General features: G+C 65.3%; 23 protein-coding genes. 16 read left to right on the top strand and 7 right to left on the bottom strand.

Features of this window, described 5'->3' with window-relative positions:
• Positions 1-69: 69 nt before the first annotated feature.
• The gene (locus tag QOL82_RS19250) at positions 70-1140 is read left to right on the top strand and encodes a flavodoxin family protein (protein ID WP_283443926.1); all 1071 of its coding nucleotides are present in this window, start codon (positions 70-72) and stop codon (positions 1138-1140) included.
• 150 nt (positions 1141-1290) lie between these two features.
• Here QOL82_RS19250 and QOL82_RS19245 read toward each other — a convergent pair whose 3' ends face one another.
• From QOL82_RS19245 to QOL82_RS19230, 4 genes are all read right to left on the bottom strand, one after another.
• A complete protein-coding gene (locus QOL82_RS19245) occupies positions 1291-2478 on the bottom strand; it encodes a YncE family protein (protein ID WP_283443925.1) in 1188 nt (395 codons plus the stop codon).
• A gap of 92 nt (positions 2479-2570) precedes the next feature.
• Positions 2571-2999: a ProQ/FINO family protein gene (locus tag QOL82_RS19240; protein ID WP_283443924.1), complete on the bottom strand. Its 429-nt coding sequence runs from the start codon at positions 2997-2999 to the stop codon at positions 2571-2573.
• 123 nt (positions 3000-3122) lie between these two features.
• Positions 3123-3731 (bottom strand): chemoreceptor glutamine deamidase CheD, encoded by a 609-nt coding sequence (gene cheD / locus QOL82_RS19235; protein WP_283443923.1) that lies wholly within the window; start codon positions 3729-3731, stop codon positions 3123-3125.
• 8 nt (positions 3732-3739) lie between these two features.
• Positions 3740-4591 carry a CheR family methyltransferase gene (locus tag QOL82_RS19230; RefSeq protein ID WP_283443922.1) on the bottom strand — a complete coding sequence of 284 codons (852 nt, stop codon included), beginning with the start codon at positions 4589-4591 and terminating at the stop codon, positions 3740-3742.
• Positions 4592-4967: 376 nt separating this feature from the next.
• On the opposite strand from QOL82_RS19230, the gene QOL82_RS19225 reads away from it, so the two are divergent.
• The 6 genes from QOL82_RS19225 (at position 4968) to QOL82_RS19200 (ending at position 9421) form a co-directional block, all read left to right on the top strand.
• Entirely contained in the window at positions 4968-6107 is a 1140-nt protein-coding gene (locus tag QOL82_RS19225) for a sensor histidine kinase (RefSeq protein ID WP_283443921.1), read from the top strand.
• Positions 6104-6769, top strand: coding sequence for a response regulator (locus QOL82_RS19220; RefSeq protein WP_283443920.1), 666 nt, complete (start codon positions 6104-6106; stop codon positions 6767-6769). Before QOL82_RS19225 ends, QOL82_RS19220 begins: the two co-directional genes overlap by 4 nt.
• 258 nt (positions 6770-7027) lie before the next feature.
• On the top strand, positions 7028-7357 hold the full coding sequence (locus QOL82_RS19215) for a flagellar protein FliT (protein ID WP_346772305.1): 330 nt from the start codon (positions 7028-7030) through the stop codon (positions 7355-7357).
• Positions 7358-7363: 6 nt separating this feature from the next.
• Entirely contained in the window at positions 7364-8395 is a 1032-nt protein-coding gene (fliK, locus tag QOL82_RS19210; protein ID WP_283443919.1) for a flagellar hook-length control protein FliK, read from the top strand.
• Positions 8382-8684 (top strand): EscU/YscU/HrcU family type III secretion system export apparatus switch protein, encoded by a 303-nt coding sequence (locus tag QOL82_RS19205; RefSeq protein ID WP_283443918.1) that lies wholly within the window; start codon positions 8382-8384, stop codon positions 8682-8684. The genes fliK and QOL82_RS19205 overlap by 14 nt, the downstream gene beginning before the upstream one ends.
• Entirely contained in the window at positions 8681-9421 is a 741-nt protein-coding gene (locus tag QOL82_RS19200) for a flagellar brake protein (protein WP_283443917.1), read from the top strand. Before QOL82_RS19205 ends, QOL82_RS19200 begins: the two co-directional genes overlap by 4 nt.
• 74 nt (positions 9422-9495) lie before the next feature.
• Here the strand turns inward: QOL82_RS19200 and QOL82_RS19195 are convergent, their stop codons facing one another.
• Both QOL82_RS19195 and QOL82_RS19190 read right to left on the bottom strand, forming a co-directional pair.
• Positions 9496-9822, bottom strand: a complete 327-nt coding sequence (locus tag QOL82_RS19195; protein WP_283443916.1) for a hypothetical protein — start codon at positions 9820-9822, stop codon at positions 9496-9498.
• A gap of 98 nt (positions 9823-9920) precedes the next feature.
• The gene (locus QOL82_RS19190) at positions 9921-10247 is read right to left on the bottom strand and encodes a hypothetical protein (protein ID WP_283443915.1); all 327 of its coding nucleotides are present in this window, start codon (positions 10245-10247) and stop codon (positions 9921-9923) included.
• A 647-nt stretch (positions 10248-10894) separates the two neighbouring features.
• Between QOL82_RS19190 and infA the strand changes: the two genes are divergently transcribed.
• The 3 genes from infA (at position 10895) to QOL82_RS19175 (ending at position 14800) form a co-directional block, all read left to right on the top strand.
• Entirely contained in the window at positions 10895-11155 is a 261-nt protein-coding gene (gene infA, locus QOL82_RS19185; RefSeq protein ID WP_283443914.1) for a translation initiation factor IF-1, read from the top strand.
• 245 nt (positions 11156-11400) lie between these two features.
• Positions 11401-11610 (top strand): dodecin, encoded by a 210-nt coding sequence (locus QOL82_RS19180; protein WP_283443913.1) that lies wholly within the window; start codon positions 11401-11403, stop codon positions 11608-11610.
• Positions 11611-11902: 292 nt separating this feature from the next.
• Positions 11903-14800 carry a tandem-95 repeat protein gene (locus QOL82_RS19175; protein WP_283443912.1) on the top strand — a complete coding sequence of 966 codons (2898 nt, stop codon included), beginning with the start codon at positions 11903-11905 and terminating at the stop codon, positions 14798-14800.
• 186 nt (positions 14801-14986) lie between these two features.
• Here the strand turns inward: QOL82_RS19175 and fliE are convergent, their stop codons facing one another.
• Entirely contained in the window at positions 14987-15337 is a 351-nt protein-coding gene (fliE, locus tag QOL82_RS19170; RefSeq protein WP_283443911.1) for a flagellar hook-basal body complex protein FliE, read from the bottom strand.
• Between the two features lie 202 nt (positions 15338-15539).
• Here fliE and fliF point away from each other — a divergent pair, with 202 nt between their 5' ends.
• Genes fliF through QOL82_RS19140 form a run of 6 tightly spaced genes read left to right on the top strand, consistent with a single transcriptional unit; the run spans position 15540 to position 22091 of the window.
• On the top strand, positions 15540-17243 hold the full coding sequence (fliF, locus tag QOL82_RS19165; protein WP_283443910.1) for a flagellar basal-body MS-ring/collar protein FliF: 1704 nt from the start codon (positions 15540-15542) through the stop codon (positions 17241-17243).
• Positions 17236-18231: a flagellar motor switch protein FliG gene (gene fliG / locus QOL82_RS19160; RefSeq protein WP_283443909.1), complete on the top strand. Its 996-nt coding sequence runs from the start codon at positions 17236-17238 to the stop codon at positions 18229-18231. Before fliF ends, fliG begins: the two co-directional genes overlap by 8 nt.
• Positions 18224-18886 carry a FliH/SctL family protein gene (locus tag QOL82_RS19155; protein WP_283443908.1) on the top strand — a complete coding sequence of 221 codons (663 nt, stop codon included), beginning with the start codon at positions 18224-18226 and terminating at the stop codon, positions 18884-18886. The genes fliG and QOL82_RS19155 overlap by 8 nt, the downstream gene beginning before the upstream one ends.
• Positions 18883-20310 (top strand): flagellar protein export ATPase FliI, encoded by a 1428-nt coding sequence (fliI, locus tag QOL82_RS19150; RefSeq protein WP_283443907.1) that lies wholly within the window; start codon positions 18883-18885, stop codon positions 20308-20310. The genes QOL82_RS19155 and fliI overlap by 4 nt, the downstream gene beginning before the upstream one ends.
• A 29-nt stretch (positions 20311-20339) precedes the next feature.
• The gene (fliJ, locus tag QOL82_RS19145; protein ID WP_283443906.1) at positions 20340-20780 is read left to right on the top strand and encodes a flagellar export protein FliJ; all 441 of its coding nucleotides are present in this window, start codon (positions 20340-20342) and stop codon (positions 20778-20780) included.
• A gap of 27 nt (positions 20781-20807) precedes the next feature.
• Positions 20808-22091 carry a flagellar hook-length control protein FliK gene (locus QOL82_RS19140; protein WP_283443905.1) on the top strand — a complete coding sequence of 428 codons (1284 nt, stop codon included), beginning with the start codon at positions 20808-20810 and terminating at the stop codon, positions 22089-22091.
• Positions 22092-22424 lie beyond the last annotated feature (333 nt).

Below are 22424 nucleotides of genomic sequence, written 5' to 3'. Positions count from 1 at the left end.
ATGCCGGCACACGATTCCGCGGCACGGCGCCCGCGTCCGATACAACCTCCTTTTGATGGATGGCTCCCCATGACTAAACCACGCACCGGCCAGGCTGACGAAAAAATCGATCGCCAGGAATTTCACTTGCGATTTTACGGCTCGTTCGGCCACCCGGACTTCGACAAGGTCAGCGATGCGCTGGCGCAGGTCGAGGAAGTGGCATGGCGGGCCTATGTCGACGGCAAGAAGCCGGCGCGCACCGAAAAGGCCGGCCCCGGCTTTGCCGACCCGGACTACGACCTGTCGGTCGAATGGCGCGAGGTGCGGGACCGGCTGCTGGCGGCGGAAGCGGTGCAGAAGAACCCGGCGACCCGCTCCCGCGTGCTGCTCATCTGCGGCTCCGACCGCAACGACGGCACCTGCCCGGGCGAGATGTCCAAGAGCTACCGGATGACCGGGATCGCGCGCGAGGTCCTGGAGGCCGGCGGCATCGAGGTCGACGTGCTGGACCTGAGCCGGCTGACCAACGAATACGACCTGCATATCCATCCGTGCAAGGGCTGCGTGTCGACCGCAATGCCGCTGTGCCACTGGCCCTGCAGCTGCTATCCGCATCACGGACTGCGCCAGACCAATGACTGGATGGGCGAGATCTACGAGAAATGGGTCGCGGCGCATGCGGTCATCATGATCACGCCGGTCTACTGGTACCAGTCGCCCAGCGTGCTGAAGCTGATGATAGACCGGCTGGTCTGCGCCGACGGCGGCAATCCCGACCCGAGCAGCACGCATGGCAAGAGCGCCGAAACGGCCAAGGAACTGGAGCTGGCCGGCTGGTCCTATCCCAAGCACCTCGCCGGCCGCGCCTACGGCCTGGTGGTGCATGGCGACGTCGCCGGCATCGAGGGCACGCGCCGCGCGCTGTCGGACTGGCTGGACTGGATGGGCCTGATCGACGCCGGCAGCAAGGCCAAGCTGGACCGGTTCATCGGCTACTACGAATCCTATGCCGAGAGCCATGAAGTGCTGGACCGCGACACGGCAATGCAGGAAGAGGTGCGCAATGTCGCGCGGGCCGTGGCGAAGGCGGTCGGCGAATTGCGGGAGAACCGGCTGTCGATGCCGGACGCGGGCCTGACGCCGCCCAGGCCGAAATAAGGGAAGACTGGCGTCCCGTCCGCGGTGTTCGCCTGCCGTGCGCAATCACCGCGGCACTGCTGGCTGTGCATGGGGCCGGCGCCCGCATCACCCGCCGGCGCTGCCCGCTTCCATCGGCCCGGCCCGCGGCGGGCCGGGAACCGTGCCGATCTACTGCGTGCGTCCCCGCATCGACGCCGGGTGCCCGGGCAGCTTCAGCGACTTGCCGGTATCGACCAGCCTGTCGCCCTCGACCTTCAGGATGGAAACGTCCTGGTCGATGAAGTTGCCGACATACAGGTACTGGCCGTCCTCGCTGAACACCGCGCCTTCCGGCAGCCCGCGCACTTCGACTTCATTGCCGCGCGTGACCTTCTTGCCGTCGATCTTCAGCGCCACCACGGTGGCATTGCGGTGGTAGAAAAACGCATCCTTGGCCGAATTGGACCCGCGCAGCAGAACCGCAACGGCCATCCTGCCGGTCGGGCTGATCGCAAGGCCCTCGGGACCGTCGCCAACGACGACCTTGTCGATGACCCGCGGCGGCGACGCCTCGAGGTCGATCACGCTGACCGTGTCCACGTTGCCGTCGGCCGCGCCGGCATTGCCGTTGTCGGCGGTCAGGCCCAGCCTGCCGTCCGGCGTCACGTCGAGGTTGTACGGCCACAGGCCGGCGGCCAGGTCCTGCTTGTTGTAGCTGACCTTCTCGCCGTCGATCGCCAGCATCGCGACCTTGTGGCCGGGAAACTTGGCGGCCAGCGCGCGCTTGCCGTCCGGCGTGAACTGCACGTGCGCGACCTGCTCGCCGATGACCACGGTGTCGATCAGCGTGACCTTCTTGCCCGCGATGCGCAGCACGCTGATCGAGCCGTCGGCGCGGTTGGCTATCAGCGCCAGCGTGCCGGCCCGGTTGATCGACATGCCGGAAGGCTGCTTGCCGACCGTGACCGTGTCGATCAGCGCCGGCGGGCTGGCGTCGAGGTCGATCACCCACAGCCGGTTGTCCGGCGACTGCTTCCAGGCGCCGGCTTCCTGCGCCACGTTCATCGAGTTGGCGACCAGCGCCAGGCCGGCATTGGGCGTGATGGCGAGATTGGTCGGCGGTCCGACGATGGTGTTGGCCAGCGGCAGGCTGGCGAGGATCCTCGGCGCCAGCGGGTCGGTGCCGATGTCGACGATCGAGACCGTGTCCCGTCCCGGCGCCGAGATGACGGCCTTGCCGGCGTCGTCCCAGCTCTGCTTCTCGTCGTTGCCGACGACCATCAGCTGCCGCTTGCCCGCCATTGTGGGAGCGGTCGAACATCCTGCCAGCACGGACAGGCACAACAGGGGTATTGCCAGCTTGCGCATCGTTGCCATCACGTCTCCTCTTTTTATTATTGCTGCCTTAAAAACGGGACTTGCGCCAGTCGGGGCGATGCGGCCGGGCCGGTGCCGGGCCGGGACGGGCCCTAGCGACTGCGTGAAAACTTGGCGGCGAGCTGGCTGAGCTTTTCCTCGCTCTGCCGGCGCGTTTCCTCGGCCTGCTGGGCTGCGCGTTCGGCGCGCCGCTGGTCGGCTTCCTTCTTGAGCCGCTCGCGCAGCATCTCGGCGGCATGGGTGCGATGGGTCTCGCTGACTTCGCCGTCGGCCACGTCTTCGAGGTTGAAGCGCTCGGTGGCCTTCTCCATCACCTTCAGGTAGCGCATCGAATTGGTGTGGATGCCCAGCGCGATGCGCAGGGTCTTGCGGTTGACGTCGGGAAGCTTTGCGATGAGCTGCTTGTCGATACCGATGGCCAGCGGCTTGGCCTGGCGGAACACCGTGTAATCGGCCTGGAGCTGTTTCAGCAAGGCGCGAGCGGCCTGTGCCGGGCTGGGGACGGGGGTCGGTGTAGTCATGGACAGCAAGGAGTTGGGTTGCAAATGGCGCGAGCATAGCATGCCGGCCAGCGGCGATCGATGCGCCGCCGGACCGGCGGCGCAAAAATGCCGGCCAGTGACGCGGCCAGAGCGCTTGCGAACCTAGAACAGGTCGACTTCGCCGCCGATGTCCTTGCCTGCCAGCCGGCTGGCATAGTCCTGTTCGCGATTGACCAGCGTGTTGTTATTGAGTTCCCTGAGCTTCTTCACCAGCACCCGGCCGGTGCGCGGGAAGAAGTAGACCTTGCGCGGGAAAATGTCGTTGAGGTCTTCGGCCAGCACCCGTATGCCCTCGGCCTTCAGGTAGGCCCGCACGAAGGCGGCATTGCGTTCGCCGACATTGAGCGCGGTCAGCCCGCGCAGCACGTTGCCGCCGCCGAACACCTTCGCTTCCAGGTTCTCGCGGCGCGCCCCGCTCTTCAGCAGTTCGTTGATCAGCACCTCCATCGCATAGGTGCCGTAGCGGGCCGACGCGGAAATCAGCGGATTGCTGCTGTCGCCGCCGTCCGGCAGCATGAAATGGTTCATGCCGCCAATGCCGGACACCCGGTCGCGGATGCAGGCCGACACGCAGGAGCCGAGCACGGTCACGATCAGCATGTCCTTGAAGGTGCAGTAGTACTCGCCGGGCAGGATCTTCGCCGCGTCGCAGTCGAAGGTGCGGTCGTAATACAGGTTGTTCGCGAAATGTTCCCGCGCGTCGTTAGCCATGCAAACTCTCAGGTGGCGCGGGCCGTGGCCAGCTGGTAAACCGTCTTGGCGCGCAGCTTGAATGCGTCGCTGACATACAGGAAATTCTCGGAATGGCCGGCGAACAGCAGGCCGTCGGGCTTGATCAGCGGCGCGAAGCGGGACAGTATCCTGCCCTGCGTCGGCTTGTCGAAGTAAATCATCACGTTGCGGCAAAATACCACGTCGAACGCCGAGCGGAGTTGATAGCTTTCGTCCAGCAGGTTGAGTTGCTGGAAGGTGACCAGCTTGCGCAGTTCGGGACGCACGCGGACCAGCCCGGCCTGGGCGCCGGTGCCGCGCAGGAAAAAGCGGCGCAGCCGCTCCGGCGACAGCCGCTCCACCCGTTCGGCCGGGTAGATGCCGGCCGCCGCAGTGGCCAGCACGTTGGTGTCGATGTCGGTCGCCAGGATCTGCGCCGGCGGCGTCAGCGTGCCGTAGGTTTCGCACAGGGTCATGGCGATCGAGTACGGCTCCTCGCCGGTCGACGCCGCCGAGCACCAGACGCTGACGTCCCGCCGGTCGCGCACATGGTCGGCGAGGATGGGGAAATGGTGCTCTTCCCGGAAGAACGAGGTCAGGTTGGTGGTCAGCGCATTCGTGAAGGCTTCCCACTCGGCGCTGTCGCGGTCGCGCTCCAGCCGGTCGAGGTACTGCTCGAACGACTGTATGCCGACCGAGCGCAGCCGCCGCGCCAGCCGGCTGTAGACCATTTCCTGCTTGCCGGGCGCCAGCGCGATGCCGGCCCGCTTGTAGATCAGCGCGCGCACCCGCTCGAAATCCCGCACGGTGAAATCGAACTCCTTGAGCCCCTCCCCACGTTGTTCCCGACTTGCTTTCATGCTGACAACCGTTCTTTGGACTGCAAAATGGACCTGCTCATGCTATTTCCTCTTGGGAATACCCGGCGGGTAGTTCCTGCCTCATTAACGACAGCCGGCTGTCACTCTTTAATCCGGCGCGGCAATCCGGCGCGTCGAACTGCGCTGGCTGGACGGACCGGCAATGTCGCCAGCCGGCGCACCGCCTTATTTGGCCTCCGGCAATGTGTGCGGATAAGGTCACAAAGCCGCGCCCTGTAACGCCCCGTTGCTTCAAGTTTCCAGGCAAAAATGGTATCGTGCGGCAATCGTTGCATGGTTCGATCAACGCAAAGAAACAGTTTAGAAACCGTAAATAACAATGTGGCTTGCCTGACAACAGGCGACCGGACGGCTTATGACCCTGACAGCAGGCACGACTCAGCAGGATGCGCAGGAAGCGGCGACCCAGGCAGGCGCGTCCAACCTGCTGGCCATTGCGTCCAACACGCCCGGCCTGGTCTACCAGTTCCTGCTGCGGGACGACGGCAGCCAGGCCTTCCCCTACGTCAGCCGCGCCTGCGCCAGCCTGCTCGGCATTTCGGCGGCCAGGCTGCGCAACGACCCCTCGCTGCTGCTGCAGCTGATCGAACCGGAAGACCGCCAGTCCTACCTCGACACCATGCAGGCGTCGGCCAGCCGGCTCGCCAGCTGGAACTGGGAAGGCCGGATCTGGATCGAGACCTGGCATGACATCAAGTGGATCAACCTGCGGGCGACGCCGCGCCGCATCGACGGCGTCGGCGTACAGTGGGAAGGCCTGATGACCAACATCACCCAGGGCAAGAAGGCCGAGCAGGACATCCTGCGCTCGCGGCGCCAGCTCGAGGAACTGTCGGCGCACGTGGAACGGGTCAAGGAACAGGAACGCACCCGCATCGCCCGCGAGATCCATGACGACCTCGGCGGCAACCTGACCGCCATCAAGATGGCGCTGTCGCAGCTGACCCGCCGCCTGCCCGAGGGCGAAACCATGCTGCGCGAGAAGGCCGACTATGTCGACGCGCTGGTCGACCGCACCATTGAAGCCGCGCACCGCATCTCGCGCGACCTGCGGCCCAGCACGCTGGACCTGGGCATCGTCGCCGCCATCGCCTGGCAGGCGCAGGAGTTCGAGAAGCAGCTGGCGATCCCCTGCGTGATCGACGGACCCGAGGATGACATCGACCTGTCGCCGGACCAGGCCAACGGGCTGTTCCGGATCTTCCAGGAAACGCTGACCAACATCAGCAAGCATGCCGGCGCCAGCCGGGTCGACGTCCGCCTGGCCATCGAGGAGGACAGCGTCGCGCTGGATGTCGTCGACAACGGCCGCGGACTGGCGACGGCCGACCGCAAGAAGCCGAAGTCATTCGGCATCCGCGGCATGATCGAACGCGCCCATGCGCTGGGCGGCGTGCTGACCGTCAGCGACCCGGGCCAGGGCTGCAAGGTGGCGGTGCGGCTGCCGCTGTCGTCGGCCGGCCGCGGCAGCCCGCCCGTCCAGGCGTCCGCATGAGCAAGAGCGCCGACAAGGCCGGCGGCAAGACCATCCGCGTGCTGATCGCCGACGACCATGCGATCGTGCGCGAGGGACTGAAGCAGATCCTGGCCGACACGCCGAATATCGTGGTCGAGGGCGAGGCGGAAAACGGGCTGTCGGCGGTGCAGCTGGTGCGCGGCTGCGACAGCAACGTGCTGCTGCTGGACATCTCGATGCCGGACCGCAGCGGCATCGAGGTGCTGAAGCAGATCCGCAAGGAGAAGCCGGCGCTGGCGGTGCTGATGCTGTCGATGCACCGCGAGGACCAGTACGCGGTGCGTTCGCTCAAGGCCGGCGCGTCCGGCTACCTGAACAAGCAGAGCGCGCCGGCCGAACTGGTCAATGCGATCCGCCAGGTGGCGTCGGGGCGCAAGTACATCAGCCCGGAACTGGCGCAGGAACTGGCCAACCATGTCAGCGACGACCACGAGGAAGTGCCGCATGCCTGCCTGTCCGACCGCGAGTTCCAGACCCTGACGATGATCGCCTCGGGCATGGCGGTGAGCCAGATCGCCGAGGAACTGACGCTGTCGGTCAAGACCGTCAGCATGTACCGCTCGCGGCTGCTGGCGAAGATGAAGCTGCGGCACAATGCCGAGCTCACCCATTACGCGATCAAGCACAAGCTGGTCGACTGAGCCTTCCACAAGCCGCGCAGCCCGCGGCGCCCGCCTCTTCCGGCTTGAATTAGGCCGGATTTCTCCCTCTAAAGTCCGGATCGAAGCTGCCGTTATACCGGTACAGTGTGATTTTCGCGCAGGGCCCATGCCCGTTTCGCGCAGTGCCGAAGAATCTGGATCAGGAGACCGAAGTATGTTTGGAAGTATGCATGGCAGCCGCGTTTCCTGTGCCCGGCCGCAGCGGCAGGGCGTCGATGGCACGCATCCGGCGGGTGTATGCCGATAAGCAGCGAGGAAGTCATCAGCGTTTATGAAAACGTGTCCCGGCTGACGCGCCAGATGCTGGCCGCGGCCCGCTCGCGCGACTGGGACACGCTGCACCGGCTCGAACGCGACTGCGCAGCCCAGGTAGGCATGCTGCGCGACGGCCAGCCGCCGTCGCTGTCGGGCGAACTGCGGGCGCGCAAGGTGCGGCTGCTGCAGTCCATCCTCGCCGACGACCGCGAGATACGCACGATCACCGAGCCCTGGATGGACCAGCTGGCGCTGCTGATGCAGGGGCCGCGCACCGGCGCGCAGAGCCGCCGCAGCGGGCATTCGGGCTGATCGCCCATGGCGACGCGCTCCGACATCGCCGGCATTTCCGCCGCGGCCCCGGTCGCGCCGGCGCTGCCGATCGCCGCGCTCGGCGACCCGTCGCAGGAGGGGTTGCGCCGGCTGACTGCGCTCGAGACCGGCAAGGCCTTCCAGGCGCAAGTGCTGTCGCGCCTGGGCAATGGCGAATTCGTGGTCGGCATCGCCGACACCGCGGCGCGCATGGCGCTGCCGGACGGCGCCCGCGTCGGCGACCGGCTCTCGCTGACGCTGATTGCGCGGGAACCGCGCCCGCTATTCATGCTGGAACGGCCGGCGGCGCAGGATGCCGCGGTGCTGAGCCCGGCCGCTCGGCTGATCAACGGGCTGCTGCAGAACAGCGCGGCCACGCAGTCCGCGCCGTCCACGCTGCCCGGCCTGGCGCCGCTGGCGCCGTCGGCCGACGCGCTCAGGCCGGCGCCGCTGGAAGCCGCGCTGAAGGACAGCCTGGCCTTCAGCGGACTGTTCTATGAATCCCACGTTGCGGAATGGGCCAATGGCGCGCGGCCGCTGGCGCAGCTGATGCGCGAGCCGCAGATGCAGGCCGCGCAGGTCAAGCCGCCCGATGCCGCATCCGAACTGCGCAGCTACCAGGCCGCCGCGCCGGCCGACGGCGCGCCGCGGCCGGTGTTGGGCATGGATATCGACGCCGGGCGCCTGATCACGCAGCAGCTCGACACGCTGGAACAGCGCAGCGTGGCCTGGCAGGGCGAACTGTTTCCCGGCCAGCCGATGCAATGGGAAGTACGCGAGGATACGAAACGCGACGGCGCCGCCGCCGGCTCCCCGGCGGAACGCAGCTGGCAAAGCGTGCTGCGCTTCGAATTGCCTGCGCTGGGCAAGGTCGCCGCCACGCTGCAGCTGCATGGCGGCCGCCTGCAACTGGCGATGCAGGCCGGCAGCGACAGCAGCGCGGCGGCATTGCGCATGCAGGGCGGCGCGCTGGCCGATGCGCTGCAGGCGGCCGGCCTGCCGCTGGACCTGATGACGGTCAGGCATGAGCGCGCCTGACCCGCGCCGTTTCGCGGCCGCCCTCTCCTACGGCCAGGGCGATCAAGCGCCGCGGGTCGTCGCCAAGGGCTATGGCCTGGTTGCGGACCAGATCATCGCGCGCGCCCGCGAGCATGGCGTCTTCCTGCATGAGTCCAAAGAAATGGTGTCGCTGCTGATGCAGGTCGACCTCGACCGGGACATTCCGCCCGCGCTGTACCGGGCCGTCGCTGAGCTGCTGGCCTGGCTGTACCGGGTCGAAAAATCCACCATGCCCTTTCCTGAACATACCAACAACACATCTGAATGAACCTGCAAATCAATATCGGCGTCGACGATGTCGGCCCCTACCTGATCCATTCGCGCCGCGAGATCATTGCCCTGCTGCGCCGCCTGACCGGGCAGCGCGAACTGGTCCGCATGATCTTCAGCGAGGGCGAGGAAGCGGTTGCGACCGCGGTGCTCGAGGTCGGCGAGGACAGCGTCATCATCGACTCCGCGCCCAGCGCCCAGCAACTCGAGCGGGTGCTGGCGAGCAGCAGCATTTCCTTCGACACCGCGCTGGAGCGGATCCGCATCGCCTTCTTCGCCACCCGGATCGAGCCCTGCATGCATGACGGCCTGCCGGCGCTGCGCATCCCGCTGCCCGACACCATGGTCCGCCTGCAGCGCCGCGAATACTACCGGGTGCTGACGCCGCGCTGCTCGATACAGATGGAGAAGGAAGAAGGCCCGCCGCCCGTGTCGTTCGCGGTGCAGAACGTCAGCGCCGGCGGCATTGCGCTGATCGACGATGAAAAGGTGCTCAATCCTGCCAAGGGCACCGAATACAGCAACTGCGAACTGATGCTGCCGGGCGCGCAGTCCGTCATCGCGACGCTGTGCGTGATGAACTGCTGCGATATCACGCTGTACAACGGCCGCACGGCCCGCCGCATCGGCTGCGCCTTCGTCAACCCGAATGCGGCGATGCTGGCGCTGGTGCAGCGCTATGTGAGCAAGCTGGAGCGCGACCAGAACGCCAGGCTGCATGGCGGCGGCTTGTAGCGCAGCCGGGATGCCAGTCCGTCCCTGACCGCGCGGCAAGGCGCGGCGGGTTCAGCTTGAGGGAAGGGACGGCGTCAGTGCAGTCCGGCCCACAGCGCCAGCAGCGCGGCGACGACGGCGAGCGCCAGCGCTCCCATCGTCATCCGCTTCTGCGCCGCCAGTTCCGCCTCCAGCGCACGCATCGACGCCTCGCTGCGCTCGGCCAGCTCCTGCAGCGCCTTTGCCTGCATCGTCGCCGCCTGCTGCAGCTCGCCGATCTGGCGCTGCTGGACATCGTCGACCTTTTCGGGCAGCGCTTCGGCGGCTTCCTTCTCCGGCGTGAACAGCGGCAGCACGCCCTTGACCAGGTCCATCAGGTGTGGCGCCAATGCCCGGACCGCGGCGGATGAGAATAATGACATGGTGCGGTTCCCGCAAAAAAAGAAGCCAGCATACGTGAATGCCGGCTGGCGGTGATGCGGCGACGCAGCTTGCTTTCGAAAACCTGCCGCGCCCGGACCTAAAGGATGCTGCAGCCGGGCGGGAGGCAGCAGCCGCCGGCAGCGGCGGCCTGCCGGGTGGCCGCGGCCGCGGCGCTCGACGTCGACGAGGTGCTCGACCCGGGCTGCGGCTCCAAGCCCTCGGGGTCCTTCAGCACAAGCAGTTTAGCCAGCAATTCCGGCGAAAGCGTGATGTCGGGAACCATGATGGGCCTGAGGTTGATCCGGACCGCCACGCCGTCCATCCGGGAGCGCGGATCGTTTTCCCGGTCTTCGTGGGCCCGTTCAATGGCTTCGAACAGAACGTCCTGTCCCAGGCTGGATTGCACTTGATAGCGCGCGATCACGTCGTTGATCCTGGATGATTCGAAAAACAGTTCCGCATTCGATTGGGCAACGGTTCGCGACCAGTAACTGTCGGGAACGTCCAGCCTGGGCGAAGATGGCGGCGTGTCGCCGCTCCGGCTTCTGCCATGGCCAGCCGGAGAATTGGAAAGAGCGGGTTCCGTATTCAGCGTCGCCGACAGTTTGGCGGACGACGACGTGCCTGATGAGCTATGCATCTTAATCCTTGTTCGCTGGAGAATGGATGGTTATGGCCCGGCTTGCCGCCGAACCGCGTGCCCCTTAGTAAGGCATTTAAAAATGCGGTTCCAGCCCCATCTCTGGTCTTGACCGGGATTACGGTATAATCGCGGGTTGCCGGGAAACCGGCATCGCCCGTACCGCCTTCCAATCTTCAACGTCCGGCACCGGGCAGCCTGCAACGTCAGCCTGCCGGAGCAACACCGCCGGATCATCATTCTCACCGCATCGAAGCTGCAGCGCAGCGCCGGTGCAAGCGTCCGCCCGGCCGCCGGTTCCGGCGGGGCGACCCATAGCACAACAACCGTCGCTGGCTGCCTTCGGGCCGGCATGTCGCTCACTGGCTGGCCATGACTTCGTCGCGGCTGGCAGCCGCCTTCAGGCGGGCTTTACTACAAAGGAAAATATAATGGCTAAGGAAGAACTGCTGGAAATGAATGGCATGGTCGCCGAAGTGCTCCCGGATTCACGCTTCCGCGTGGACCTCGAGAACGGCCACCGGCTGATCGCCTATACGTCGGGCAAGATGCGCCAGCATCACATCCGCATACTGGCCGGCGACAAGGTGACGCTGGAGCTGTCCCCGTACGACCTGAGCAAGGGCCGGATCACGTTCCGCCACCTGGAAAAGCGCGGCCCCATGCCGCAGGGCTCGCAGCGCCGCCGCTAGCCTGGTCGCTTAACCACTGCCACCACCGTCGGGCTTTCACGGAAGCGCCGACCTGTAAAAAAGCCCGCCTCCACTTCATGGACGGCGGGTTTTTTCATGATGCCGCCGGCAACGGTTGCGCATTCGCAAGCCCGGCAGTGAGGTTTTGAACCAGCCTGCGCTGTCCGGGGTCTAGACATGGAGTCGCCGGTTGCCTGCGGGCTGCCGGTGGTTCCCTTCCCTATCAAAACCAGAAAGGCCTGACAATGTCTGACAACACCTACAAAATCATCGAACTGGTCGGTTCCTCGCCCGATGGCTCCGACGCTGCCATCCGCAACGCGATTTCACGCGCTTCCAAGACCGTCAAGCACCTGGACTGGTTCGAAGTGATCGAAACGCGTGGCCATATTGTCGATGGCAACATTGCCCATTTCCAGGTGACATTGAAGGCCGGCTTCCGACTGGAGGAGTAGGCAGGCCTGCCATGCCGCCGTCTGTCCAACGACCGTTCCCGCAAGAACGCGGGTACGGCGTGCCCGCCCCTGGCAGATCCAGTGCCGGACTCGCCTGTTGACGCCAGGATGAGTTGGCTGCATGACGGTCGCCAACGCCTAAGCTTTGATGGCCAGAGAGTGGTAACCAATGGTACTTGTGTTCCAGATTGGTTAAAAAATATTTAACTTGCATCGATGCATCCGCCGACTAAATTAAGGGCTATCCAATGGGCTTAACCATTGCATCGCATACCTTACGAGCGGAGGCGTCATGGCAATCAGAACAGGCACGGGCGGGAACGACACATTGCTTGGCACCACTGGCGATGACACGTTAAACGGACTCGAAGGCGACGACATACTCGATGGCGGCGCCGGCGCCGACTCGATGAATGGCGGCAAGGGCAACGATGTCTATATCGTCGACACCGCCAACGATGTCGTCATTGAAAATACCGGCGAAGGCCTAGACCAGGTTGCAAGCGCTGTCTCCTACACGCTCACTGCCAATGTAGAGAACCTGACCTTGACCGGAACGGCCAATAGTCGCGGCACCGGTAATGCGCTGGACAATATCATCAAGGGTAACAGCGGCAATAACGTCCTGGGCGGCGGCGCCGGGAGCGATACCTTGGTCGGTGGCGCCGGCAATGATGTTCTGAATGGCGGCATCGGCGCTGATACATTGTCGGGCGGCAGGGACAGCGACGTATACATTGTCGACAACGCCCTCGACGTCGTGCTTGAGAACGCCGGCGAAGGTGCTTTCGATACGATCGAAAGCGCGGTTTCCTATACCGCTCCTGCACATGTCGAGACCCTGCTTTTAACCGGTTCCGGCGCAATCGACGGCAGCGGCAATACGCAGGCCAATCTCGTTACTGGCAATAACGCTGCAAACATCCTGGATGGTCGAGGCGGTAGCGATATGCTGTTTGGAAGGGGCGGCAACGATACCCTGGCATATAGCCTGAACGAAAACGGCGCAGCGCTCGACGCTTACAGCGGCGGTGAAGGGATCGACACGCTGCGGCTCATGCTGACGTCAGCCGAATGGGCCGATCCCGTGGTCCAGTCGGAAGTTGCCCGCTACAACCAATACCTGGCGACCAAGACGGGAGAAATCGGCGATTTCGCGCTGTTTACATTCGATTTCGGTCATTCGAGCAAACTTCTCATGTCGGGAACAGAAAAGCTTGAGGTACAGGTCGATGGAGCCACCTTCGATTTTCACGCCCCGAGAATTACCGGCGCCATCGCCACGGCCGCATTGTCCGAAAGCCCGACCCTGGCTGAAGTAACAAACCTTGCCGCGACCGGCGAGATATCCTTTTCGGATCTCGATTACAACGATACGCACACCATTGCTACGCCGGTTACCCTGGTTTCATCCGATCTCCCAGCGGGCCATCGCGGCACGCTGACGGCTTCGATAATCGACGACGCAGTGGGCGTGGGCGACACCGCAGGAAAAGCGGCATGGAACTACGAGATCGACAATGCAGCGGTCAAGTACCTGAAAGCGGGCCAGGCCGCGGTCGAAACCTTCAATATCGCGATTGTCGACAGTACCGGCAAATCAGCTACGCAACAGGTGGCCGTCACGATCACGGGCATCGACGACGGGCCGGTTTCGTCCAACGACTCGGGCTATAGCGTCGATGAAGATGGCGCGCTGACTGTGACCGCGGCCCTGGGGCTGCTGGCAAACGATACCGACCCCGAAGGCGATCCGCTGAGCGCTCTGTTGCAAAGCGGGCCGGCACATGGCCTGCTTGCGCTTGCGAGCGACGGGTCATTCTCATATACGCCGGATGCGGATTATTTCGGCTCGGACAGCTTCAGCTATAAAGCGAACGATGGAACGGTGAACGGCAACCTGGCAACGGTGGCGATCGAGGTCAACGGCGTCAACGATGCGCCTGTCGCTGCCGACAAGGCAATCAATTCGGCGAAAACCACCGCACATGTCTTTAACGTCGGCGACTTTGGCTTTTCCGATGCGGACCATGATGCGCTGCTCAACGTCAAGATAGACGGCCTGCCGCAGTTTGGCAGGTTGACCGACGATGGCGCGAGGGTATCCGTCGGCGATTCGATCAGCGCCGCAGATATTGCCGCCGGCAAGCTGGTTTTTACGCCATCGACGCTGATGAGCGGAAACGATAACAAGATCACATTCCAGCTGCAGGACGATGGCGGCACCGCGAACGGGGGTCTGGACACCAGCCTCGTTCCCGCTGTGTTTAATGTTCACACATTTCAAAGTTTCACCAGCTTCCAGGGTCTGCAGTTCCCCGACTCCCTGAGCGGGAAAGCGCCTGTCACCGTTACGCAGCAAACCGACAGTCTGGCTGGGTTCCTGAACTTTTTTTCCGAGAACTACGCATTTACTGCAGACAGGGTGGTTGACCTTTTCATTCCCATCACCGGAGAGCCGTACACCTTCCAGGTGTTGCCCAACAATCCGGCAGTAACCGACTACAGATTGGCGTCGATCAGCGAACTCCTGGATGACCAGATCCCGACACTGGCGCCGCCTCATGGCGCCTCCATCAACAGCGCCGGACTGTTTTCGTGGACGCCCGATGTCAGCGATATCGGCAAGGACTACTACTTTGACGTGCAGACCATCGCGAAAGACGCCGACAACAGTCTCCTTGACCTGACGCCACTGGATCTTTCCAATAGTGTGGCGATCAGGGCGCATGCCTATAAACCCGTCGCCCCCATCACGCCTGAGAGCAAGATTGTTTTAATCCCCTATGACGGACTAGTCGATCAACCGATTCCCGGCAGCGATGACAGCGTCAGCACTTCCAGCATTACGATCGATACGGTATTACTGGTAACAGCGCCTTTTTCAATCAATCCGAACGAGACGATACCGATCGATATCAATGAAAGCTCGGTAATCATGCTCTTTCCGGAGTCCCAGATCGATCTCGCCTTGAATTCTTTCGACCCGCATCTCTCAGTGTTCGTGTCGACTCCCGTCAGGGCCACCCCGACCATTACCGCTACCATTGCGGTGCCGGGCATCAAACCGACTGGTCACATTTTTCACACCAGTCCCGTTCCACTGGATCCTGTATCCACGATTACCCCAAACCTCGTCGATGCGCCCATCAGTCTGATCGGCGATGCCTATACTTTCGGGTCCTTTTAGGACTACTTCGGGAAATATGAAAAAGCTGTCGGGGCTAGGAAAAATTAACGATACAAGGGAGGGATAGATAACTACAACGCTTACGTAAAAGTATCCGGTTGACGCCACATATCTCCACGCGAAGCGATTGGCGCACCTTATTAGCCCGGACATGCGCGCAGTCGGACACTGCCACGACCCGCCCCGCTACACCTGCATGTTCATGATGTCGTGATACGCCGACACCAGCTTGTTCCTCACCTGCACCGTGGCCTGGAAGCCGATGCTGGCTTTCTGGCTCGCGATCATCACATCCGACAGGTTCACGCTGTCGTCCCCCAGCGCAAATCGCTCGCCGAGGCTCTCCGCCTTTTTCTGCGCGCCATTCACCTGGTCCAGCGAGCTGCGCAATGCCTGGCTGAAATCCACCTTGCTGGACGGCGCCACGTCCTCGGCCGCTTTCGGCGGCGCCACCGAACCGGCGGCGCGGGTCGCCGCGTTGCGCAGCTGCGCCACCATCGCGTCTATCCTGCTGCTGTCTATCCCGATTCCATTCATGTTCCGGCCTCCCGGCTGACTTTTCCACAACGCAACCTTAACAGTGCGGCCGCCGGCAAGCCCGACGATCAGCGGCGGAAACCACGCTCTTTTCCCCCGATTGATTTTCGCGCGGGGAACGACAATCACCCATGTCAAAAAATTGATTCAGTGCAATATTCGTTGAGCAGGCCTACGTATTCCATCCGATGCGGAACATCACATGCAAGCAATAGAAGCCAGTCCCGTCCCTCTTCCAGCGCCCGCCGGCATCGGCGGCTTCGTGCAAAGCCCGACCGGCAGGAAGCTGCTGGCCGCAATCGGCGCGGCGGCGGTGATGGCGATCATGGCCGGCGTCTGGATGTGGAGCCAGAAACCCGAGTACAAGGTGCTGTTTTCCAATTTCACCGACAAGGACGGCGGCGCCATCGTCGCCTCGCTGCAGCAACTTAACATCCCGTACAAGTATGCCGACGGCGGCGTCGCCATCCTGGTGCCGGCGGAGCAGGTCCACGACGTGCGCCTGAAGCTGGCCGCGCAGGGCCTGCCCAAGGGCGGCGGCGTCGGCTTCGAGCTGATGGAGAACCAGAAGCTGGGCGTCTCGCAATTCCTCGAACAGGTGAACTTCCAGCGCGCGCTGGAGGGCGAGATGGCCCGTTCCATCCAGTCCATCGCCGCGGTGCAGACCGCGCGCGTCCACCTGGCCATGCCGAAGAACACCGTGTTCGTGCGCGAGCAGCAGAAGCCGACCGCGTCGGTGCTGCTGAACCTGCATCCCGGCCGCACGCTGGACCAGCAGCAGGTCAGCGCCATCGTCCACCTGGTCGCCAGCAGCGTGCCCGACCTGCCGGCCAAGAACGTCACCGTGGTCGACCAGGACGGCAACCTGCTGTCGAACAATGACAAGCAGGCCAATGCCAACACGCTGGACGCGACCCAGCTCAAGTATGTGCAGGAACTGCAGCAGGGCATCGCGCGCCGCATCGAGTCCATCATCACGCCCATCGTCGGCGCCAACAACGTGCGCGCCGAAGCCACCGCCGACGTCGATTTCTCGCGGGTCGAGCAGGCAGCCGAGACCTACAAGCCGAACGGCTCGCCGGATGCCGCATCGATCCGCAGCCAGCAGAGCAGCGAGGCCACCGGCCCGGGCGGCGCCGGCGCGGCCGGCGTGCCGGGCGCGGTATCCAACCAGCCGCAGGCCAATGCGACCGCGCCGATCAATGGCCAGCCGGCCGCCGCTGGCACAGCCCCGGCCGCAGCGCCGGCGCCGGCCGCCGCGGCGAACGTGCGCAAGGACAGCACGGTCAACTACGAGGTCGACAAGACCATACGCTATACCCAGCAGCCCATGGGCGGCCTGCGCCGGCTGTCGGTCGCGGTGGTGCTGAACTACCGGACCGAGCTGGGCAAGAACGGCAAGCCCGAGACGCGCGCGCTGACCGACGCCGAGAAGACCCAGATCACCGACCTGATCAAGGAGGCGATGGGCTTCAACAAGGAGCGCGGCGACTCGCTCAACGTGCTCAACAGCCCGTTCGTGACGCCGGAAAAGACGCCTTACGTCGAGCCGCCGGTGTGGAAGAATCCCGAATACATCGCGATGGCCAAGGACGGCGGCCGTTACCTGCTGCTGGCGGCGGTGCTGCTGTACCTCTTCTTCGGCGTGCTGCGGCCGCTGCTGAAGAAGGTTGCGCCGCCCCCGCCCGCCCCTGTCGCCGCGCTGGAAGGCGCCGGCGGCAATGCGCCGGCGCTGGGCAACGAGGCCGACGAGGACGGCGCGGTAGTGCAGTTGAGCAGCGGCGAGCTGCCGCCGCCCAAGCAGCGCAGCTACCAGGAAAACCTGGAAGCGGCGAAGGCGCTGGCAAGGCAGGACCCGCGCATGGTGGCGAACATAGTCAAGAACTGGGTGGACGGAAATGAGTGACGCAGGCACACAGAAAGGCGCGATCCTGATGCTCGCGCTGGGCGAGGACGAAGCCGCCGAGGTGATGAAATACCTCGGACCGCGCGAGGTGCAGAAGCTGGGCGCGGCGATGTCGGCAATGAAGGCGGTGCAGAACGACGAACTGGAGCGGGTGCTCGGCAACTTCATCGAGAAGACCGAGGAAAACACCTCGATCGGCCTCGACTCCGACGAATACATCCGCACCGTGCTGACCAAGGCGCTGGGCGACGACAAGGCGTCGTCGCTGCTGAACCGCATCCTCGGCCAGCGCGACGCCAGCGGCATCGAGAGCCTGAAGTGGATGGACTCGGAATCGGTGGCCGACCTGATCCGCTTCGAGCATCCGCAGATCATCGCCACCATCCTGGTCCACCTGGAGCGCTACCATGCCTGCGAGGTGCTGGACCGCTTCACCGAGCGGCTGCGCAACGACGTGGTGCTGCGCATCGCCACGCTGGACGGCGTGCAGCCGGCGGCGCTGCGCGAACTCAACGAAGTGCTGACCAAGCTGCTGTCGGGGAACGAGAGCGTGAAGAAGAAGCCGATGGGCGGCATCCGCACCGCGGCCGAGATCCTCAACTTCCTGTCCGGCGAGAACGAGACCTCGGTAATGGCCAACCTGCGCACCTATGACGAAGGCATGGCGCAAAAGATCATGGACGAGATGTTCGTGTTCGACAACATCCTCGAGATCGACGACCGCGGCATCCAGGTCATCCTGCGCGAGGTGCAGTCCGAGTCGCTGATCGTCGCGCTCAAGGGCACCAGCGAGGAGATGCGCGAGAAGATCTTCAAGAACATGTCGCAGCGCGCCGCCGAGATGATGCGCGAGGACCTCGAGTCCAAGGGGCCGGTCCGGCTGTCCGAGGTCGAGGCGCAGCAGAAGGAAATCCTGCAGGTGGTGCGGCGGCTGGCCGACGAAGGCCAGATCCAGCTAGGCGCGAAGGGCGAGGATGCATATGTCTGATACCGTGCCCAAGGAGCGGCAGACCGCTTACCAGCGCTGGGAAATGGCCTCGTTCGGCGAGGTCGAAACCCCGCCGCAGGAAAGTGTGCAACAGCAGATCGACACCGAGGCGCTGCTGGCCGAAGCGCGCGAGCAGATCGCCGCGGCGCGCGAACAGGCGCGGCGCGAGGGCCTGGCCGAAGGGCTGGCACAGGGCTACCAGACCGGCATGGAACAGGGCCGCGCCCAGGCGCTGGAAGAAAATACCTTGCTGCAGCAGCTGAGCCTGGCCTTCGGCGCCGAGATCGCGCATGCGAAGGAACTGGTCGCGCAGGACCTGCTGGACCTGGCGCTGGACCTGGCCAAGGCCATGCTCAAGACCGTGCTGGCGGTGCAGCCGGAACGCGTGCTGCCCATCGTCAATGAAGCCATCGGCTATCTGCCCACGCTGCAGCAGCCGGCACTGCTGTTCCTGAACCCGGACGATGCGCTGCTGGTGCGCGAGCGGATGGGCGCGGAGCTTGCCGGCGCCGGCTGGCGGGTGCTCGACGAGGCCGCGATGGAACGCGGCGGCTGCCGCGTCGAGACGGCGACCAACCAGATCGACGCGGCCACCTCCAGCCGCTGGCAGCGCATCGCCGCGTCGCTGGGCAAGGAAGGACAGTGGCTGGCATGACGATTAACGCGGGCATGAATGCCGAACTGGGACCGGCCGGCGAACGCTGGCGCGCCTACCTGCGCGACTGCCGCGAGCTGCTGTCCATCGCCGAGCCGCTGCAGGTGTCGGGCCGCGTCACCCGCGTCGCCGGCCTCGTGATGGAAGCCGTCGGCCTGAAGCTGGCCGTCGGCAGCGCCTGCACGATACCGCTGCCCAACGGCACCCGCATCGAAGCCGAAGTGGTGGGCTTCGAGAACGACCGGCTGTTCCTGATGCCGCAAAGCGATGTCGAGGGCGTGGTGCCCGGCAGCCGGGTCTTCCCGGTGGAAGTGGTGCAGTCCCTGCCCCGCCCCGGCGCGGTCAACCATCCGCGCCGCCGCCCCAGCGACCGCACGCGCCACCTGCCGGTGGGCGCCGAGCTGCTGGGCCGCGTGGTCGACGGCGCCGGCCGCCCGCTCGACACGCTTGGCCCGCTCAATGCCAGCCATGCGGCGCCCCTGTCGGTGCGGGCCGCCAACCCGCTCGGCCGCGCGCCGATCTCCGAAGTGCTCGACACCGGCGTGCGCGCGATCAATGCGCTGCTGACGGTCGGCCGCGGCCAGCGCATGGGCCTGTTCGCCGGTTCCGGCGTGGGCAAGAGCATGCTGCTGGGGATGATGGCCCGCTATACCAGCGCCGACGTGATCGTGGTCGGCCTGATCGGCGAACGCGGCCGCGAGGTCAAGGAATTCATCGAGCAGATCCTGGGCGAAGACGGCCTGAAGCGCTCGGTGGTGGTCGCCGCGCCGGCCGACAACCCGCCGCTGATGCGGCTGCAGGCCGCCGCCTACACCACGGCGATCGCCGAGCACTTCCGCGACCAGGGCCAGAACGTGCTGCTGATCATGGACTCGCTGACCCGCTATGCGATGGCGCAGCGCGAGATCGCGCTGGCCATCGGTGAGCCGCCGGCGACCAAGGGCTATCCGCCGTCGGTGTTCGCCAAGCTGCCGGCGCTGGTCGAGCGCACCGGCAACGGCCGCGAGGGCGGCGGCTCGATCACCGCGTTCTACACGGTGCTGACCGAGGGCGACGACCAGCAGGACCCGATCGCCGACGCGGCGCGCGCGATCCTCGACGGCCACATCGTGCTCAACCGCACGCTGGCCGAAGCCGGCCATTATCCGGCCATCGACATCGAGCAGTCGATCTCGCGCGTCATGCACAGCATCACCACGCCCGGCCAGCAGGCGCTGGCGCGACGCCTGAAGCAACTGACCTCGCGCTACCAGCGCAGCCGCGACCTGATCGCGGTCGGCGCCTACAGCGCCGGCAGTGACCCGATGCTGGACGAGGCGATCGCGCTGCAGCCGCAGATCGAGCGCTTCCTGCAGCAGGGCATACACGAGCGCTCGACCATGCCCGAGAGTTGCGGCCAACTTGCCACGCTGTTCCCGGGATAGGCGCGCGCAGGCGCCGTCGATAATGACGCATGGCTGACATCTCCGCACTCAACACACTGATCGAACTGGCGACGACCGAAGTCGACGACGCCGCCGTCCGCCTCGGCCGGGCGGTGCGCGCGGTCGAGGAGGCGAAGCAGAAACTCGACCTGCTCTCCGGCTATCGCGACGACTACGCGCAGCGCTTCCAGAACACCATGGCGACCGGCTTCACGCCGATGGCCTACCGTAATTTCCAGGGTTTCATGGACAAGCTGGACCAGGCCATCAACGGCCAGCAGCAGCTGGTGCGCGACGCCGAATGGCGGGTCGAGCAGGAGCGCGGCGCCTGGCGCGAGTCGGAGCGCAAGCGCATTTCCTACGATGCGCTGGCGACCCGCGCCAGGACCGCCGCCGACCAGAAGATCGCCAAGCGCGATCAGAAGCAGACCGACGAACAGGCAGCCCGCAAGCTGCTCTACAAACGCTAGACAACGCAGGATATCGACAGGGCCGACATGAACGTACCAGGCATACAGAACGCGCTCGCAGCACTGGCTGCGCTCAATCCGTCCAGCGGCAGCAAGGCGCCGTCGCCGAATGCGATGCGGGCCGAACGGCCGGCGTCGTTCAAGCAGGCGCTGTCGCAGGAAGTCGCGCAGCGCCAGAACGCGTTCCAGCCGCCGGCGAAGCCGCAGGCCGGCGTGAAACCGCAGCAGCCGGGCGTGAAGCCGCAGCAGGCCGCCGCCCCGCATGCGCCGCAGCAGGCGGCGAAGCCGCAGGCCGGCGACAAGGCGAAGGCCGCGGAGAAGACCGACAAGGCCGAAGCGCCGGAGGATGCGGCCGCGCCGCAGGACGCCGCAGCAGCATCGGCGACGGCGACACCCGCCGCGCAGGCCGGCGAAGCGAAGCCGGAAGAGAAGGCCGCGGAGGACAGCGCGGCCAGCCTGGCCGACATCCCCGGCGCGCCGCAGGCCGCGCTGATGATGCAGCTGATGAATTCGACGCCAGCCGCGTCCGCCGCACGAGCCGCCGACACGGCAGCCAGTGCTGTGGCCGACGCCGCGCTGGCCGCGAAGTCGGCCGGCAAGGACGGCGCCGCCCAGGGTCCGGTCGACCTGCGCGCCGTCGCCGGCAGGAACGACGCCGCAGCCGCCGGCCAGGCGGCCGCCCAGGACGCGCCCGCATCGGCCGACCTGCAGGCTGCCTTCGGCAAGGCGATGACCGAAGCCGGGCAGCAGGCGGCGCAGGCTCGCAACATCGCCCAAGCCGACCTCCCCGCCGCCGAAACCGCGCCTGCCGCACTGGCCGCGCTGCAGGCGGCCGTGCAGGCGGTGCATGCGCCGGCCGGCCATGTCGAGAAGCTCACGCCGCCGGTCGGCACCCCGGCATGGGACCAGGCGCTCGGACAGAAGATCGTCTGGATGGCCCAGGGCGGCGAGCAGACGGCGACGCTGACCATGAACCCGCCGGACCTCGGCCCGATGCAGGTCGTGCTCAGCGTCAGCAACAACCAGGCCACCGTCGATTTCATGTCGGCCCAGCCGGAAGTACGGCAGGCGCTCGAGAACGCCTTGCCGCGGCTGCGCGAAATGATGGGCGAATCCGGCGTCCAGCTGGGGCAGGCCAATGTCAGCGCCGGCAGCCAGCAGCAGTTCGCCGGCTCCGGCGCACAGAACGGCGGCAATGGCGGCAGCCGCATGAAAGGCGGCGACGGCACGGCCATCGACGACGGCGGGCCGCAACTACGTCAGGGCGTCGTGCGGATCGCGCGGGACGGCGTGGTCGATACCTTCGCCTGACCGGCTGCAAAAGGCAGGATCCCTGCCAGACCAGGTGCCGCCCGGCGCCGCTTCCATCGGCCGATTTCCCCGGCTGATGGAATTTCCCGACACCTTCCAGGGCCGCGCCCTCCCCGCCCGCCGCTTTCCTGCTCATTCCCTGCCTGCATGACAAGGTTTGCGGCCCCGCCGCAGACAGTTGTCGAAAACCTGTCTGCCCGCGACCGACAGCAGCGCATGCCAGACCTTATTCAAAACACATCAAAACCCGCTATTCGATATTGGAATAACAGGTTTTCGGCCGCTTTTACCGCCCACGCGGGCTGGCACGGTCCATGCGATATCTCCTTCGAG

Origin of the sequence: Noviherbaspirillum suwonense (assembly GCF_900182955.1) — a bacterium.
GTDB lineage: Bacteria > Pseudomonadota > Gammaproteobacteria > Burkholderiales > Burkholderiaceae_D > Noviherbaspirillum_A > Noviherbaspirillum_A suwonense.
This window is presented reverse-complemented; position numbering and strand designations above follow the sequence as displayed.

Coding starts and splice junctions, on each gene's coding strand:
- QOL82_RS19250 (WP_283443926.1), top strand. CDS start 70: ATGACTAAACCACGCACCGGCCAGGCTGACGAAAAAATCGATCGCCAG.
- QOL82_RS19245 (WP_283443925.1), bottom strand. CDS start 2,478: ATGGCAACGATGCGCAAGCTGGCAATACCCCTGTTGTGCCTGTCCGTG.
- QOL82_RS19240 (WP_283443924.1), bottom strand. CDS start 2,999: ATGACTACACCGACCCCCGTCCCCAGCCCGGCACAGGCCGCTCGCGCC.
- cheD (WP_283443923.1), bottom strand. CDS start 3,731: ATGGCTAACGACGCGCGGGAACATTTCGCGAACAACCTGTATTACGAC.
- QOL82_RS19230 (WP_283443922.1), bottom strand. CDS start 4,591: ATGAAAGCAAGTCGGGAACAACGTGGGGAGGGGCTCAAGGAGTTCGAT.
- QOL82_RS19225 (WP_283443921.1), top strand. CDS start 4,968: ATGACCCTGACAGCAGGCACGACTCAGCAGGATGCGCAGGAAGCGGCG.
- QOL82_RS19220 (WP_283443920.1), top strand. CDS start 6,104: ATGAGCAAGAGCGCCGACAAGGCCGGCGGCAAGACCATCCGCGTGCTG.
- QOL82_RS19215 (WP_346772305.1), top strand. CDS start 7,028: ATGCCGATAAGCAGCGAGGAAGTCATCAGCGTTTATGAAAACGTGTCC.
- fliK (WP_283443919.1), top strand. CDS start 7,364: ATGGCGACGCGCTCCGACATCGCCGGCATTTCCGCCGCGGCCCCGGTC.
- QOL82_RS19205 (WP_283443918.1), top strand. CDS start 8,382: ATGAGCGCGCCTGACCCGCGCCGTTTCGCGGCCGCCCTCTCCTACGGC.
- QOL82_RS19200 (WP_283443917.1), top strand. CDS start 8,681: ATGAACCTGCAAATCAATATCGGCGTCGACGATGTCGGCCCCTACCTG.
- QOL82_RS19195 (WP_283443916.1), bottom strand. CDS start 9,822: ATGTCATTATTCTCATCCGCCGCGGTCCGGGCATTGGCGCCACACCTG.
- infA (WP_283443914.1), top strand. CDS start 10,895: ATGGCTAAGGAAGAACTGCTGGAAATGAATGGCATGGTCGCCGAAGTG.
- QOL82_RS19180 (WP_283443913.1), top strand. CDS start 11,401: ATGTCTGACAACACCTACAAAATCATCGAACTGGTCGGTTCCTCGCCC.
- QOL82_RS19175 (WP_283443912.1), top strand. CDS start 11,903: ATGGCAATCAGAACAGGCACGGGCGGGAACGACACATTGCTTGGCACC.
- fliE (WP_283443911.1), bottom strand. CDS start 15,337: ATGAATGGAATCGGGATAGACAGCAGCAGGATAGACGCGATGGTGGCG.
- fliF (WP_283443910.1), top strand. CDS start 15,540: ATGCAAGCAATAGAAGCCAGTCCCGTCCCTCTTCCAGCGCCCGCCGGC.
- fliG (WP_283443909.1), top strand. CDS start 17,236: ATGAGTGACGCAGGCACACAGAAAGGCGCGATCCTGATGCTCGCGCTG.
- QOL82_RS19155 (WP_283443908.1), top strand. CDS start 18,224: ATGTCTGATACCGTGCCCAAGGAGCGGCAGACCGCTTACCAGCGCTGG.
- fliI (WP_283443907.1), top strand. CDS start 18,883: ATGACGATTAACGCGGGCATGAATGCCGAACTGGGACCGGCCGGCGAA.
- fliJ (WP_283443906.1), top strand. CDS start 20,340: ATGGCTGACATCTCCGCACTCAACACACTGATCGAACTGGCGACGACC.
- QOL82_RS19140 (WP_283443905.1), top strand. CDS start 20,808: ATGAACGTACCAGGCATACAGAACGCGCTCGCAGCACTGGCTGCGCTC.